Consider the following 14,254-nt stretch of genomic DNA (forward strand, 5'->3'; position numbering starts at 1 on the left):
AGCCAATCCAGAAGGTCTTTACCGGGGGCTGCCACAATTCGGTATTGCGGAAAGTGAATATGCGGATCAATAAACCCGGCCATAATGATTTTATCATCGTAATCATCACATGGAAGGTCTTTAAATTCATCCGGCAGTTGGGCAAAAGCGCCTTGCCAGAGTATACGCCCGCCTTCGCTGATAACCACAGCGCCCTTGGTTTCGTATTGAACCGAATTATCATCACCCTTGATACGGGGATTATCGGTAAAGTTAACGGTCGCACCGCGGAGTAGTTTGGCAGCTGTTTGATCTTTGTTTGTCATCATATGACCTTGGCGTTATCAGCCGGAAATTCGGCAGTTGATCTTCATTGCGATATTAGATTGCTCTGTTTAAGAAAGCGTGGACACCTTTGACCGTGATTTATGCACGACGAAACAGATGCCAAGTCTTTCCCAACAGGCACGTTATAAATCCAAGGTTATCGACCTCTGCGGGTTTACCCACCAGACAACAGGCCTTGGGACCATAATTTTGATTTTTTTAATCTTGTTTGGATGGACGAATGAAAAGGTAACCCGTTTTAGGCCCTGATCTTTTCGATTATCCAGCTTGTCTTTTTAAAGCTTATCTTATTATCTGGGCACCAACCCCCGATTTTTCAGGGGTTGGTGTTGTCCCAGTATTTTTCTTCAAGATGCCAAGTTCAAGATATTAAGTTACCGGACACCTTTGTAACTTTTATTGTGGCAACTGATCGTCAACACCCTGAACATACCAGTTCATGCCAAGAAGATCACCAACGGCAACTGTTTCGCCTTCTTTCACAGCAACAGAACCGTCTTGTTTGGTGATTGGCCCCTGGAATGGGTGCAGATCGCCAGATGTGATTTTGGCTTCAGTTTCTTCTGCCATTTTTTTCACATCGTCGGGAAGGTTTGTGTAATCAGCCATGACAACCATCTTCTCGTTCAAGCCACCCCAAGTATCTTCGGATTTCCATGTACCATCCAATACAGCCTGTGTACGGTTTACATAGTAAGATGCCCAGTCATCGATAATGGCGGTTAGCTGAGCTTTTTCAGCAAAGGCATACATGTTTGACGCCTGACCAAAACCGTGAACACCCTGTTCCTGTGCAATTTGAAGCGGTGCTGTAGAATCAGTGTGCTGAGTGATAATGTCAGCGCCCTGACCAATCAGAACCTTGGCGGCATCGGCTTCTTTACCGGGGTCAAACCATGAGTTTACCCAAACGACTTTCAGTTTGAAATCAGGGTTTACGGATTGAGCGCCAAGCATAAAGGCGTTGATACCACGTACAACTTCTGGAATTGGGAAAGAACCAATATAGCCAGCTACACCAGATTTTGATTGTTTGGCAGCAATTTGACCAATGATGTAACGGCCTTCGTAAAACCGTGAAGAATAGGTCGAAACGTTATCTGAACGTTTGTAGCCTGTGGCGTGTTCAAACTTTACATCCGGGAAGCGTTTGGCAACTTTCAGGGTTGGCTCCATGAAACCAAAGGAAGTTGTGAAAATTAGTTTGGACCCTTTACGTGCCAGACGTTCAATCGCACGTTCTGCATCCGGACCTTCGGCAACTTTTTCGACATAAGTTGTTTCAATTTGATCGCCAAATTTTTCTTCGATGGCTTTGCGTCCTTGATCATGTTGGTAGCTCCAACCGTGATCACCAACGGGGCCAACGTATATAAAACCAACTTTCAGCTTATCTGCAGCAGATGCCGGGACTATCGCGAGAGATAGTGCGATCGCGGCGGCAAATCCCAAGATTTTCTTCATGTGGGTTATCCTTCCCTGATTACTGAATTCCCTTGGGCAAGAGAACTCTTTGCGGCCGTTTCATTCTTTTGACGTCAACGCTGGCCGATGTATGCGATGACACCTGTATTAATTTCATTCTTCTCTCTGTTGGCCTCGCCTGAATTAACGCTTTGGGTGTTTGGCTCAACAGGGAAATCATATTATCGATCGGGAACAAAGGTTTGACCGATACATGCTGGTGTATTTACACGAGTTAGCGTTTTGTTGCCAGAAATAATGACCAACGCAATGATGGTTACAACATAAGGCAATGATGACAGGAACTGTGATGGTATGCCAAAGCCAAGCGCTTGAACATAAAGGCCCATAATCCAAACGGCCCCGAACAGATAGGCACCAATTGCAAGACGTTTGGGCAACCACGTTGAAAAAACCACTAAAGCCAGCGCAACCCAGCCACGTCCGGCGGTCATGTTCTCAATCCACTGTGGTGTATAGGCGAGCGACAGATAGGCCCCAGAAAGACCGGAACAGGCCCCCCCGAACATAATGCAGGCATAACGTACAGCGATCACATTGTACCCAAGTGCATGGGCTGAATTGTGATTATCCCCGACAGAGCGAATGATCAGGCCTATTCTGGTTTTAAATAGCACATAGGTCGTGCCAAAAATCAGCGCGATAGAGGTGTAAACAAGGATATCCTGTCCAAAGAGGATCGGCCCGATAAAAGGTATCGTGCTCAGAAACGGAATGGAAAGCTGTTGTAGTTTTACGCCGGGAAGTCCGACAAATGATTCCCCGATAAGTCCTGATAACCCAAGCCCCAAAAGGGTGAGTGCTAAGCCAGTTGCAACCTGATTGGTGGCTAATGTTTGTGTCAGAATTGCAAAGAAGAAGGAGAGGGCAACGCCCCCAAGAACGCCAGCAAGAATGCCGATGTAGGGGTTACCTGTTGTGTAGGCCGCGGCAAATCCGCAAACAGCCCCCATAACCATCATGCCCTCGACACCTAGGTTGAGAACGCCGGACCTTTCGGTAACCAACTCACCAATTGCTGCAAGGAGCAAGGGGGTTGAAGCGGTAATAATTGTCAAGATGACAGCTTGTGTTGCATCCATTGGTCTTACTCCGCCGCTACTGATTGTTGTTTTGTTGAACCCAGCATCTTTATCCGATAGAGGATCAACGTATCACAGGCCAAAATGAAAAAGAGCAAGATACCCTGAAAAACCTGTGCTGTTTTATCGGATACACCCAAATCAATCTGCGCGGCTTCGCCACCGATATAGGTAATGGCCAACATGACCCCGGCAAAAAGAACGCCGATGGGATTTAAGCGACCAAGGAACGCCACGATAATAGCTGTAAAGCCATAACCAGGTGAAATGGTGGGCTGTAACTGTCCGCTTGGCCCCGCTACTTCGCCAATTCCGGCAATTCCAGCTAATCCGCCGGAAAGCAACAGGCAAAACCAGACGACCTTCTTTCTTGAAAAACCTGCAAAACGTCCTGCACGCGGGGAATTTCCGATGACCAGTATTTCAAAGCCTTTAAGTGTTCTGCTCATAAGAACCGTCAGGATCGCAACAACGATCACGGCAAGGATAATCCCGATATGGACACGCCCATCGCCAAGTGTTGGGAGAAGTTGCCAACCTTCAAAAGCAATAGATTGCGGAAAGTTAAAGCCTTTGGGGTCCTTCCACGGACCACGAACAACCCAATCTAAAAAGAGCTGCGCGATATAGACCATCATTAGGGACGTTAAAATTTCGTTGGCGTTAAACCTGTTTTTTAAAAAAGCAGGGATTGCGGCATAGAGCGCGCCACCCAAAGCGCCGAGCGTAATCATGGCGACGAGGGCAAGTGGTGATTGCCATGATGTGAAAACAATCGGGACAATTGATCCTACAATCGCACCCATGGTCAACTGGCCCTCGGCACCGATATTCCAGACATTGGCCATGTAACACACGGATAGCCCGGCACCGATGAGGATGAGGGGAGCGGCCTTCACGAAGACTTCTTCAAGCGACCACATAGATGTCAAAGGCTCGATGAAATACACATAGAGTGCTTCGAAGGGATTAAGCCCTTGAACAGCAAAAATGATGGCACCAGTAAGAACCGTCAGGGCAATCGCCAGCAACGGTGACATAAGGGTCATGAATTCCGAGTGTTCGGAACGTTTTTCCAACACGAGTTTCATGCGCTTACCTTCTCATTTGTCCCTGTTGCATCGGGGTTTTTCTTCTCGTGAGCACCAGCCATCAGCAAGCCGATTTTTTCCAGTGTCAGATCGCCAGCAGGGAAAGCTTCTGAAAGTTGTCCGCGAGAGATAACTGCAATTCTGTCAGCTATTTCGAAAATTTCATCTAAGTCCTGTGATATCACCAAAACCGCAGATCCAGCCAAAGCAAGGTCAATCATGGCCTGTCGGATCAAGGCGGCGGCCCCGGCATCTACCCCCCATGTGGGCTGGTTGATAACAAGTACCTTTGGCTTACGATCCAGTTCGCGACCCACAACGAATTTCTGTAGGTTCCCCCCGGATAGTGACCTGGCTTCGGGATCAGGTTTGCCCTTGCGGACATCATAGTCCCGGGTGATCCGTTCGTTGATTGCAATGGCACTTTCACGGTTGATAAAGCCAGACTTTGACAGGCCGGCATCATCAGAATGACGGGTCAGAACGATATTTTCTGACAGGGAAAGTCCGGGAACAGCACCGTGCCCCAGTCGTTCTTCCGGCACAAATCCAGCTCCGTTGCGTCGGCGTTGGGTTATCGTATCCAGACCGCTATCTCGCGCGTCGATTTGTACCGCACCTGCTGTGCCTGAGGTGCGTTCGCCAGAAATAGCATCAAAAAGTTCTGACTGCCCGTTACCGGCAACGCCTGCAATGGCAACAACTTCACCCGCTTTGACATCCAGATTGATATCGACCAGAGAAACGCCAAAGGGACCATCGGCATCTTGGGATAGTCTGTTAAGTTTCAACAGGGTCTCGCCAGGTTTATGCTCTCTGTTTGCATTGATTGCATGAACATCAGCACCGACCATTAGTCTGGCGAGACTGGCGGCAGTTTCTTTCTGCGGATCCACCTGTCCAACAACTTTTCCCATTCGCAAGATTGTTGCATCGTGACAAAGCCGTTTCACCTCATCAAGACGGTGAGAAATGTAGAGAACGGCACAGCCTTCTTTTGCAAGGCGCTCTAGCGTCAGGAATAGCTGATCAGCTTCTTGTGGCGTTAGGACGGCTGTTGGTTCGTCCATGATCAACAGACGCGGTTCCTGTAACAGGCAGCGAACAATTTCAATACGCTGCCTTTCACCGACGGAAAGGTCAGCAACCAATGCTGTGGGTTCTAGGGGAAGACCGTATTCTTTGGAAACGTCGGAAATTTTTTGGGAAAGGTCTTTGATGTCTGTATCTTTGGGCAGGGCGAGGGCAATGTTTTCAACAACGTTCAAGGCTTCGAACAGGGAGAAGTGTTGAAAAACCATACCAATACCCAAGTTACGGGCCGCAGCAGGATTGGCGATGGACACTTCTTGCCCCAGCCAATGCAACGAGCCTGCGGTGGGCTGTAAGGATCCGTAGATAATTTTGACAAGCGTTGATTTGCCCGCGCCGTTCTCGCCGAGCAGCGCGTGAATTTCGCCCGGGGCCAGCTTCAGCGTGACATCGTCATTCGCCGCCAGATCCCCGAACATCTTGGTGATTCCGCGTGCTTCCAACAGATAATCTGTCGTTGCAGCTGTGCCGCCTTTTGTGGATACATGATCCCCCAATTGCTGGCCCTCCCAGTAAGCCTATGTTCCCAGTTCAGTAAGTTTTTAACTCTCCGGTTTTTAACTTACTAGGTTTTATTCATTTTTTTGTCTTATTGGACAAACTTTAGGGCTTTTTTATCCCTTACCAAGTCGATCCGATCATTAGAATCCAAGACTGTACCCTGTTGGGCTATCTTTTCATCCCTGATGAGTAATTCTGCTGTAACTGATGCGGCGATTGCCGCGGGGTGTTTTGATTTTATACCGTCAATACCAATCGGACAGACGAGCTTGTTGATGTTCTGTTTTACCATGCCGAATGATTTCAGACGGCTTTTAAAGCGTGCTTTTTTGGTATCTGATCCTATAACACCGACATAGGCAAAGCGTTCGGCGGATAAGGCTGCATTGACCAAATCCAGATCAAGCGCATGGCTGTGGGTCATGATCACAATAAAAGCGCCGTCTGGTGCTGTAGTTAAGGTTTCCACAGGTGTTGGTGTGTATATCTTTTCTACATTGCCGGGGGTAATTGATGGCAGGGCGTTGTGTCGTGAATCAATCCAGACAAGATCAAATGGCAGTGCAGCCATATTAAGCATCAAGGCCCGTCCGATGTGTCCCGCACCATAGAGATAAACCTGACGCTTCTTTTCGCCGAAACTTTCGAGAATATCTCCGTTACGATCAAAGCTCAGTTTCTGTTGTGATTCCTCAGTTATCTTTCGGACAACACGATCTGCGTTAAAACAGCCCCGTGTAGAAAAGGGTCCTGTTTCTTCCATAACCGCTAATTCTTTTACGTCACTCAGTTGTTCTTTCGTAAAAACTTCGATGAGCAACTTTACTGCTCCGCCACAACACTGCCCCAATTCTGGGCCAAGGGCATGTTGGCTGAAGTTTAGTAATGCTTTTTTGTTGCGCATGAGCTTTTGCGCGTCAGCCTGTGCGCGCCATTCAAGCGTGCCACCGCCGATCGTACCATGAAAGCCGCCATCTGGTCGAATAACCATGCGTGTTCCGGCTTCTCGCGGAGCAGAACCCAGCACCTCTGTCATGGTGATCATAGCGCAACAACCCGCGTCTTCCAGGCTTTTTGCGATGAGCGACCAGACTTTCATTATTCTTCTCCAGCCCTTTTGTCTCGTTTCTTCATATCTTGAACAGAACGAAGAATATTTTCTGGTGTGGCTGGCGTGTTTATTTGCGGCACCTGACCGGGAGAGAGTGAAGCGATGGCATTGGTTACGGCCGAGAAAACAGCCGTCGCCAACATGACAGGGGGTTCGCCAACGGCCTTTGATCTATAGATTGTATCTTCTCTGTTTCCTGTTGAATTCCATAAGTTTACACGGAAATCTTCAGGTATATCCGACGCTGTTGGGATTTTATAGGTCGAGGGCGCGTGTGTTCGAAGACGTCCCTGATCGTCATAGACAAGCTCTTCAGTGGTCAGCCAGCCCATGCCCTGAACAAAACCGCCTTCGATCTGTCCTATGTCAATGGCCGGGTTCAGTGATTTTCCAACATCATGCAGAATATCGACCCGATCCACTTTCATCTCACCGGTTAAGGTATCAATGGTAACCTCTGCACAACAGGCACCATAGGCAAAGTAGAGGAACGGGCGGCCGTCTTTGGTATCTCTGTCCCACGTAATATGCGGTGTTGCATAGTATCCCGTTGACGAAAGAGATACCCGTTCCAGAAAAGCCTGTTGTGTTAATTCCGCAAAAGCAATTTCCTGATCACCAACCTTTACCTTGTTATGAGCAAAACTGATGGTTGTTTTATCAACTTGATAAAGCTTGCTCGCGAGGTCAATCAATCGGTCTTTGATGGTTTGAGCGGCTTGTTTCGCCGCCATACCGTTCATATCAGAGCCAGATGAAGCGGCTGTGGGGGCGGTATTGGGAACTTTATCCGTTTTGGTTGCCGTTATTCGGACGTGGTCCAGATCAATGCCAAATTCTTCGGCGACCACCTGGGCAACCTTGGTATAGAGACCTTGCCCCATTTCGGTGCCGCCGTGGTTCACCTGTACAGACCCATCGGTATAGACATGGACAAGGGCACCAGCTTGATTGAGGTGCTTAAGGGTAAAGGATATGCCGAATTTTACCGGATTAAGCGCGAGGCCTTTTTTGAGGAAAGGGCTTTTTTCGTTAAAGGCGGCTATTTCTTTGCGACGGTTGCGATAATCACTGGTGCTTTCCAGCTCCGACACAAGTTCATCAAGGATGTTATCCTGAACCTGCATGCCGAATGGTGTGATATTGCGATCTTCATCGCCATAGAAGTTGATCTTTCGCACGTCAAGCGGATCCATACCCAGCTTAATGGCAATGGTGTCCATCATACGTTCTGAAAAGACCATTCCCTGTGGACCACCAAAGCCACGAAACGCGGTATTGGAAACAGTATTCGTCATCACACGGCGGGACAGGATACGTGCTTGCGGATAGTAGTAGGAATTATCCGCATGAAACATGGTGCGATCATTCACGCCTAGGGACAGATCAGCAGAACAGCCACAGCGTGAATTGAATTCTACGTTTACGGCAGTCAGTTTTCCCTGATCATCATATCCGGCTTGCCAGTGACAGGCCTGATCATGTCGCTTGCCCGTCATGATCATATCATCATCACGATCCAGACGCATCTTAGCCGGGCGTCCGGTGACATGGGCAACCAAGGCTGATAATGCGGCCCATTGTGCGGCCTGAGATTCCTTGCCCCCAAAAGCACCGCCCATACGGCGACATTCACAAACAACTGCAGCATCCTGAACGCCAAGCATTTTGGCAACGGTGTGTTGAATTTCTGTGGGATGTTGGGTTGATGAATGAACCAGTATCTCACCATCATCCCCAGGAATGGCCATAGCGATCTGACCTTCCAGATAAAAGTGTTCCTGTCCGCCAATATGGAAACTATCTGTGATTTTATAGGGGGAATATGCAATCACTTCATCCGGCGAACCGCGTAAAAACTCGTATGGTGGCAGGACAGATGCGTCTTTTTCAAGACCGTCTTCCACAGTCACCATAGGCGCCGTTTCTTCTATTTCGATCTTGGCCAGTCTTGCCGCTTTTCTTGCCGCTAAATGACTTTTTGCTGCGACGACAAAGATAACTTGCCCGTGAAAGAGGATGTGCCCATCCGCAAGGATCATGTCATCGCCCATTGCCGGGCTACAGTCGTTGACACCGGGAATATCTTTGGCTGTTAAAACCGCCACAACACCGGGGGCCGATTTTACGGCACTTAAATCAAGGCTTTTGATTTTACCGCAAGAGGCCTGTGCATAGCCAGGGGCAAGATGAAGTGTGCCCTGTGGTTCACGAATATCGTCGATATAGAGCGCCGTTCCCTTGATGTGGCGTTCAGCACTATCGTGTTTGTTGTCTTTACCAACGGTGGCTGTTGAAACATTTGTATCAGGTGACTTATGTAGCATTTGGTTACACAGCCTCCCTTACATCAATGGCTCTGGCACCAATAACTCTTGTTTGATCGCTTTCATGGTCAATTGTTTCGCTCGAAATTTCATGAAGCGCTTTAATTAACAGCCCCTTTGCAGCCTCCATTCTATAATCCGCAGAGGCTCGCATGTCAGAAAGCGGGGTGAAATCCTGTTCCAAGGTTTGAACTGCTTTTTCCCATGTTTCGGAAACATTTAAGTCGATGCCTTGTAAGGCTTTTTCTGTATGCGCAGCCCGCTTTGGCGTGGCTGCCATTCCGCCATAAGCAATACGGGCCTGTGTTATTCTGTTATTATCAATCGTTAGTTTAAACGCAGCGAGTAGGGCGGATATGTCTTGATCAAAGCGTTTGCTTATTTTGTAACTGCGAAAGATTTCATTCTCGGTAAGCTTTGGCACACGGATCTTGCTGACAAACTCGCCTTCTTCTCGGTCCTGCTTTCCATAGTCGATGAAGAAGTCCTCTAGATCGATCTCTCTGGTATCTGTTCCTTTTTGCAAGGATAGCTTGGCATTCAGGGCAATAAGTAACGGTGGACTGTCACCAATGGGTGATCCGTTTGCGATATTGCCACCAATGGTGCCAGATGCCCGAACCTGAGTTGATCCGATCCTGCGAATAATCTCGGCAACATCCGGATCAATAGTAGCGAGTACTTCCTGTGCATCGGCGTAGGTTACACCAGCACCAATAATAATTTCATTGGTGTCATGGGTAATTTTTTGTAGCTCGGTAACACGTCCAATATGAATGATCTTAGGAAGGTCCCTCAGTTGCTTGGTAATCCACAGACCCACATCAGTTGCACCCGCGACGATCACCGCATCGGGATGTTTTTCGTAAATCGAGGCCAATGTTTTCGTGGATGCTGGCGCGGCAAAGAATTTTGCCTCATCCCCGATAAACAGATCTTCTTTGTCATCCAGTTCATTGAGTTTGGTTGTTCTTGCCTGTGCGTCTTGACGAAAGCGATCTTCAGCTTTCCCGGTACAGCTTTCCAAGGCGGCGTCAATGATAGGACGATACCCCGTACAACGACACAGATTTCCCGCGAGTTGATCGTTTATAGTGGTTCTGTCTGCTTTCATTTTCGCGTGGTAAAGCGTGAAGAGCGACATAACGATGCCGGGGGTACAGAAACCACATTGTGACCCGTGGTGGCGCAGCATTGCATCTTGAACAGGGTGGAGTTGTTGTGATCTTTTGGCCTGAGAGCCTTTAACTAGTGGGCCTTTAGAGAGATCATCAACAGTAATGATTTCCTTACCGTCCATCATACCTAGCAATTGAATGCAGCTGTTCACAGCCTGATATTGTAGTTTCCCATCTTTCAGAGAACCGATTGCCACAGTACAGGCCCCACAATCGCCTTCACCGCACCCTTCTTTTGTGCCGCATGATCCTTCTCTCAGTCGTAAATAATCAAGCAGGGTTTCATTGGGATCGATATTATTAAGTTCGATCAGTTCACCGTCGCGAAGGAATTTAACGTCTTGCCGCATAACTGTTAGCTCCCGCGATAGGTTGAATAGCCGAAAGGCGAAATAAGAAGGGGCACATGGTAATGAGCATCTTTGTCAGCAATTCCAAAACGGATTGGAATAATGTCAAGAAATAGGGGGTCGGGAAGGTTATCGGCTTGTGATTTTAAATAATCACCCGCCATAAATCTCAATTCGTATTGGCCGATTGTGAACTCGGCGTCGTCCAGCAATGGGCTATTGACCCGCCCATCATCGTTCGTTTGAACGCGTTTCACAAAGTTACAGCTCGCACCTTCATGCTTCCAAAGTTCAATGGTCAAATCTTTTGCTGGAATACCACGGGCGGTATCCAATACATGTGTAGTCAGTCGCCCCATGCGACTTTACTCCCCTGAAAAAATCACTGTTGTGAATTTACCGTCTTGTCTTGCACCGCTGGTTTCCAGCGTTTTTAACGAATACAAGCAAACGATTTTTATTATTTGAATAAGAGTATGACAGTGTTTGTGTGATCTAAAAAGAATAATGTTTAGATATCAGGGAGCTAAAAAAGGCATCAGATGATCGGGTGCTTTTTCAGATAATCGACGGCAAATTTTTCAAACATCTGGGTAGCTGGCGAAGGGGTTCTGCTTGATTGCCTGATGAGCATCAAGCGATCCATCGGCAGGTCGCGATCTGTCAGGGGCAAAAAGGTCAGAGCTCCTGATTTCAAGTGATGCTCGATGCCTATGCGCGTTTGAAAGGCGATACAGCGGCCTTCCTGCGCCATTGCCGCCATAACTCGTAGTGAATTTGCTTCCAGAATTGGTTTATTTATTTCTCCCTTCATGTCGGTGCTATCTTCCATTGCCCTATCAAGGGCGTGGCGAAGGCTAAGACCTTGTGCTGGAAAGGCGTAGGGGTGTTTAAAGCAATCTGCGAGACAAACCGTTTCTTGTTGGGTTAGCGGATGGTTCGGTGCCGCAATTGCGCCGACTTCAATGCTTTTTTCAAATCCAATTTCCAAACCATCCAGGGTGGACGGATTATAAGTAAAGCCGAGATCAGCATCACGCGAATGAACCATTTCCGTTACTTTGTCCGCGACGGTAACGGTTAGAAATGTTTCAATAGAGGGGTAATGTTCTGAAAATTTTGCAAGTATCTTGGGCAGTAAATTCACGGAAACTGATTCCGCCGTTGCTATCCTCACGCGCCCGCGCTGCAGGCCGCGAAGTTCATCTATAACGCCCAAAGCATCTTCATAGTCTCTCAGTGAAACCTTGGTTTGCTTAAGAAGAACATTTCCGGCTTCTGTTAGAACCATTGCCCGTCCTGTCCGTTCAAAAAGGGGCATTCCAAGCGCTTCTTCCAGCATCAGAATTTGTCTGTTTACTGCTGATGAGGCGATGTTCAGTTCCCGTGCCGCAGCTCTGATCGACCCCGCTTCAGCAGTGGCTGCAAAATAACGAAAAGCAGTAGAGACAAAAGCATTATCAATGCGCATTAAACGGTCCGATAGTTTTATTAATAGTATTCATTTATAGGTGGTTTTTGTTGTGATGGTTTTGTCTTAGGCTATAAGAAAAGAAAATATTTTCAAAGGGATTGTCTTTAATCGATCTGAGATCTCTTGCTTTACAAAGGTAATGATCATTGAAAATTGAGCGTGCACATACATTGTATTCCCCAGCTTTGCGGTACTTTGTTGCTGTGGCAGAGCATGGCTCAATTCGTGAAGCTGCTCGACAGCTCAACATTGCTTCGTCGGCTGTAAATAGGCAGATCTTGAGCCTTGAAGATGAGTTCGGCGTTCAGGTTTTTGAACGTGTCGGTCGTGGCTTGCGTATTTCCGAAGCCGGGGAATTATTACTTCAACATGCTCGAACTGTTTTGTCAGACTTTGAGGCTGTGAATGAACAACTGGATGATTTAAGGGGGATTAAGCAAGGTATTGTTCGTATTGCATCCGTTGAATCTGTTGCTGATGCCGTTTTACCGGATTTGACGCAGAGCTTCCACGAAAACTATCCGGGCATTACCCTGGAAGTCACGATAACAAGTTCAGAAAAAGTGAGCCGGATGATTTCTTCGGCTGAAGCCCATATAGGATTTACTTTCAATCCGCCTGATCAAGATAGTTTGCGTGAAATGGTGAGTTGGGAGCTCAAGGTTGGTGCAGTTGTTGCGCCTGAACACCCGCTCGCCAAAAAAGACAAGTGCGCTTTTGAAGATTGTTTAAGGTATCCCTTAGCATTGCCAGCGGGGAACCTTTCGCTAGCCCGAATTATCGACGTACCGCTGAGCAAGTTAAAATCAAAGCCGAAGTCCTTTATCAAAGCCAATTCCCTCAGGTTTATGCGGTCCATGGCACGAAATGCAGAATACGTCAGCTTTCAAACCGTTCTGGGGATTGAGGCGGAAAGAAAAGCCGGTTTGCTGGCGCATGTTGAGCTAACTGATAAAGATATTCCTTGTGATCGGCTTGTGGTTTTAACCAACGCAACGCGCCAGCTATCCCTTGCGCCCTCTATCTTTGCTGAGCATGCCGAGACCGCATTGAGAGATTATATTTCACTTAATTGATCACTTATTAGCATCAATATGATCTAAAAAGACTTCTTTTGCGTTCATGTGGACTGCGACATACTGCCTCACATAATAATGAAAAAGCACTTCAGGGTGAGGTAACTATGGGATTTTTAACTACACATGTGCTGGATACAGCATCAGGTGTCGCAGCTTCGGGGGTTCGTATAGAGCTATACCGGGTTGGCGAAACTATTCCATTGCGGGATGTAACAACAAACGAAGACGGGCGTGTTGATGGCCCCATTCTGGAAAAGGAAGATTTTTCCAAAGGTAGTTACGAACTCCACTTTCATGCTGGCGATTATCTGAAAAGTAAAGGTCACGACCTACCTGACCCGGCTTTTCTTGATGTGATTGTCATTCGTTTTGGTATTGCCGAAACAGACCAGCATTATCACGTTCCCCTGTTGCTATCACCTTATGGTTATTCAACCTATCGGGGGAGTTAGCTTTACCAACTCGATCCGATAGTTACCGGGGTTTGCTTTTATTGCTCATCATGTCAAAGCACACCCCTCACAAAGCCGGAATAAAATAGTTGTTTAACTTAGTTTTTGCGCAAGGCGTGAAGAGAGAAGTGTAGATAACCTACACGAGCGATGAAGCAACCCATGAGATATTGGGGAAACAAGAGTTAAGTTAAACAACTATAAAAATAATAACCGGCTGGTTTATTCAACAGGGGGAAACCTGAAATGACTGAAGTAACCCACTCAAAAGATGGTGCGGAAACGGCGAATGCCGAGAATTTAAAAGATCCGAATTACTGTCCACCACTTAAAGAAGCTGTGCCACTTGGCTTGCAACATGTTTTGGCAATGTTTGCGGGTAACGTCACAGTGCCGATTATTATCGCGGGTGTTGCCGGGTTATCTGGTGGGGATAAAGTATTTCTCATTCAGACGGCGATGTTTGTTGCGGGCATCGCAACGCTTATGCAGACCATCGGTATCGGGCCGATTGGGGCGCGGCTTCCGATTGTACAGGGAACAAGCTTTGCCTTTATTCCCATTATGATCCCCATTGTGAAGACAGCTGGTCTTGGCGCTCTTTTTGCGTCGGCTGCTATTGGTGGTGTTTTCCACTTTATTCTCGGGACTTTTATTGGTCGTATTCGCGGTATTCTACCCCCTTTGGTAACGGGCATCGTCGTG

Annotated in this window: 12 protein-coding genes and 1 pseudogene; 3 read left to right on the plus strand and 10 right to left on the minus strand. The window is 47.5% G+C overall.

Annotated elements, in window-relative coordinates; translation table 11 throughout:
- The 10 genes and pseudogenes from Q0241_RS11870 to Q0241_RS11915 form a co-directional block, all read right to left on the minus strand.
- A pseudogene (locus Q0241_RS11870) lies at positions 1 to 305 on the minus strand (guanine deaminase); the annotation flags it as partial.
- Positions 306 to 723: 418 nt separating this feature from the next.
- A complete protein-coding gene (locus Q0241_RS11875; protein ID WP_299377612.1) occupies positions 724 to 1,791 on the minus strand; it encodes a BMP family ABC transporter substrate-binding protein in 1,068 nt (355 codons plus the stop codon).
- Positions 1,792 to 1,973: 182 nt separating this feature from the next.
- Entirely contained in the window at positions 1,974 to 2,894 is a 921-nt protein-coding gene (locus tag Q0241_RS11880) for an ABC transporter permease (protein WP_299377614.1), read from the minus strand.
- 5 nt (positions 2,895 to 2,899) lie between these two features.
- Positions 2,900 to 3,985: an ABC transporter permease gene (locus Q0241_RS11885; RefSeq protein ID WP_299377616.1), complete on the minus strand. Its 1,086-nt coding sequence runs from the start codon at positions 3,983 to 3,985 to the stop codon at positions 2,900 to 2,902.
- A complete protein-coding gene (locus tag Q0241_RS11890) occupies positions 3,982 to 5,574 on the minus strand; it encodes an ABC transporter ATP-binding protein (RefSeq protein WP_299377618.1) in 1,593 nt (530 codons plus the stop codon). Before Q0241_RS11890 ends, Q0241_RS11885 begins: the two co-directional genes overlap by 4 nt.
- A gap of 92 nt (positions 5,575 to 5,666) precedes the next feature.
- Positions 5,667 to 6,677 (minus strand): xanthine dehydrogenase accessory protein XdhC, encoded by a 1,011-nt coding sequence (gene xdhC, locus Q0241_RS11895; protein ID WP_299377620.1) that lies wholly within the window; start codon positions 6,675 to 6,677, stop codon positions 5,667 to 5,669.
- Positions 6,677 to 9,016 carry a xanthine dehydrogenase molybdopterin binding subunit gene (gene xdhB / locus Q0241_RS11900; RefSeq protein ID WP_299377622.1) on the minus strand — a complete coding sequence of 780 codons (2,340 nt, stop codon included), beginning with the start codon at positions 9,014 to 9,016 and terminating at the stop codon, positions 6,677 to 6,679. Before xdhB ends, xdhC begins: the two co-directional genes overlap by 1 nt.
- Before the next feature lie 4 nt (positions 9,017 to 9,020).
- On the minus strand, positions 9,021 to 10,544 hold the full coding sequence (gene xdhA, locus Q0241_RS11905; protein ID WP_299377624.1) for a xanthine dehydrogenase small subunit: 1,524 nt from the start codon (positions 10,542 to 10,544) through the stop codon (positions 9,021 to 9,023).
- Positions 10,545 to 10,549: 5 nt separating this feature from the next.
- Positions 10,550 to 10,903, minus strand: a complete 354-nt coding sequence (gene uraH, locus Q0241_RS11910) for a hydroxyisourate hydrolase (RefSeq protein WP_299377626.1) — start codon at positions 10,901 to 10,903, stop codon at positions 10,550 to 10,552.
- Positions 10,904 to 11,082: 179 nt separating this feature from the next.
- Entirely contained in the window at positions 11,083 to 12,015 is a 933-nt protein-coding gene (locus Q0241_RS11915) for a LysR family transcriptional regulator (protein WP_299377628.1), read from the minus strand.
- A 149-nt stretch (positions 12,016 to 12,164) separates the two neighbouring features.
- On the opposite strand from Q0241_RS11915, the gene Q0241_RS11920 reads away from it, so the two are divergent.
- The 3 genes from Q0241_RS11920 to Q0241_RS11930 all read left to right on the plus strand — a co-directional run.
- Positions 12,165 to 13,094: a LysR family transcriptional regulator gene (locus Q0241_RS11920; protein WP_299377630.1), complete on the plus strand. Its 930-nt coding sequence runs from the start codon at positions 12,165 to 12,167 to the stop codon at positions 13,092 to 13,094.
- 107 nt (positions 13,095 to 13,201) lie between these two features.
- Positions 13,202 to 13,549, plus strand: a complete 348-nt coding sequence (uraH, locus tag Q0241_RS11925) for a hydroxyisourate hydrolase (RefSeq protein ID WP_299377632.1) — start codon at positions 13,202 to 13,204, stop codon at positions 13,547 to 13,549.
- 246 nt (positions 13,550 to 13,795) lie between these two features.
- Positions 13,796 to 14,254: solute carrier family 23 protein (locus tag Q0241_RS11930; RefSeq protein WP_299377634.1), on the plus strand; the 459-nt coding region annotated here is incomplete at its 3' end.

The sequence above is a fragment of the uncultured Kiloniella sp. genome (genome assembly GCF_937128705.1).
Taxonomy (GTDB): Bacteria; Pseudomonadota; Alphaproteobacteria; order Kiloniellales; family Kiloniellaceae; genus Kiloniella.